Below are 1,859 nucleotides of genomic sequence, written 5' to 3'. Positions count from 1 at the left end.
GGCTCCCGGGCGCTGGCCTCCGGCCCTGCCGATGCGCGCTCGCCGGCCAATGCCATCATCTGCCCCGACGGGCTGCCGGCCGGCACATGCACGCTCGGCGTCACGCCCTCGGGCAATGGCGTCGGGCTTGGCGCCGTCGCCTCGGGCTCCTGAGCGCAGACGAGCCAATGACGAACAGGCTGAACGGTTCGAGGCGGAGCGGCGTTGCTCCCTTCATCGCCATGGATGTCATGCGCGACGCGACCGCGCTCGAGCGGCAGGAGGGGCGCCGCATCATCCATCTCGAAGTCGGCCAGCCCTCGACGCAGGCCCCGCAGGTCGTGCGCGATGCGGCGGCCCGCGCGCTCGCTTCGGACCGGCTCGGCTACACCGACGCGCTGGGCACGCCCGCGCTGCGCGAGAGGATCGCGCGCTATTATGCCGACCGGCACGGGATCGATCTCGCGCCGGAGCGCGTGGTCGTGACGCCCGGCTCGTCGGGCGGATTCATTCTCGCCTTTCTCGCCTGTTTCGATCCGGGCGCGCGGGTTGCGATCTCGGAGCCGGGCTATCCCGCCTATCGCAATATCCTGCTGGCGCTGGGGCTCGAGCCTGTCGGGATCTCCGTCGGCGCGGAAACGCGCTGGTCGCTGACGCCGGAACTCATCGAGGAGGCTGAACGCCGCCATGGCCGCATTGCGGGCGTGCTCGTTGCGAGCCCGGCCAATCCGACGGGAACCATGCTCACGCCTGAGGCGCTCGCCGTGCTCTCGCAAGCCTGCGCCCGGCAAGGCCGCTGGTTCATCTCCGACGAGATCTATCACGGCATTTCCTTCGGCGCCGAGACGGCGACGGCGCTCGCCTCGTCGGACGATGCGCTCGTCGTCAACAGCTTCTCGAAATATTACTGCATGACAGGCTGGCGGCTCGGCTGGGTCGTCGTGCCCGAACGCCTCGTGCGGCCGATCGAGCGGCTGGCGCAGAACCTCTTCATCGCGCCATCCTCCATCGCGCAGGCGGCGGGCGTCGTGGCCTTCGACGCGACGGAAGAACTCGATGCGAATGTCGCCGTCTATGCCGCGAACAGGAAACTTCTGCTCGATGCGTTGCCGGAAGCGGGGCTCGCGCGCTTCGCGCCCGCCGATGGCGCTTTCTACCTTTATGCCGATGTCAGCACACTGACGAATGACAGCGCCGGGTTCTGCCATCGCATGCTGCATGAAGCCGGCGTGGCCGCCACGCCGGGCCTCGACTTCGATCCGCTGAACGGCGCGACGACGGTGCGCTTTTCCTTTGCGGGCGCAACCGCCGATATGGAAGAGGCGGTCGTGCGGCTCAAGCGCTGGCTGGCCTGACGGTCCAGCGAGGTTTCCGGCAAAAGTGGAAACCACTTTCGCCGGAAACATATCGGATCAGGATACCGGACTGATTTTCCCGTGCTCAGACGGAGCGGCGCTGCCACCAGCCGCGACGCGCAGGCGCCTGCGGCTTTTCGGCTTCGGCGGGCGCCTCGGCTGCAACCGACTCGGGCTGCGGTTCGGCGGCGGCCTCCTCCGCCGGAGCTTCGGCGGGCAGGGGAGCGACCTCCTCGGCCACGGACTCCGCCGGGGCGGGAACTTCCTTGGCCACGGCTTCTGCTACGACTTCCGCCGCAGGTTCCGTTGCAACTTCCGCCATGGGCGCTTCTTCCGCCTTTGCGGGTTCCTCCGCGGATACTTCGGGGGCGGCTTCCTCGGCCACCAGTTCTTCGGTGGCGATGTGGTCCGCTTCCTCCGTCACGACCTCGTCGCGAGAATAGGAGAGCAGGATCGGCGCTTCTTCGGCATGGGCGGCTTCTTCGCCTTCGCCCGCGCCTTCGGGCGCCGCGCCCTCCTCATGGC

The 1,859-nt window shown here is 68.6% G+C and carries 1 protein-coding gene and 1 pseudogene; one reads left to right on the top strand and one right to left on the bottom strand.

Annotated elements, in window-relative coordinates; translation table 11 throughout:
• Positions 1–167 precede the first annotated feature (167 nt).
• The gene (locus WBG82_RS00655; RefSeq protein ID WP_424420132.1) at positions 168–1,334 is read left to right on the top strand and encodes a pyridoxal phosphate-dependent aminotransferase; all 1,167 of its coding nucleotides are present in this window, start codon (positions 168–170) and stop codon (positions 1,332–1,334) included.
• A gap of 85 nt (positions 1,335–1,419) precedes the next feature.
• On the opposite strand, the pseudogene WBG82_RS00650 reads toward WBG82_RS00655, so the two are convergent.
• A pseudogene (locus tag WBG82_RS00650) lies at positions 1,420–1,859 on the bottom strand (hypothetical protein); the annotation flags it as partial.

Origin of the sequence: Parvibaculum sp. (assembly GCF_049671045.1) — a bacterium.
In the GTDB taxonomy this organism is placed as follows: domain Bacteria; phylum Pseudomonadota; class Alphaproteobacteria; order Parvibaculales; family Parvibaculaceae; genus Parvibaculum.
The sequence above is the reverse complement of the archived record's forward strand: the minus strand, read 5'-3'. Positions and strand labels throughout refer to the sequence as shown.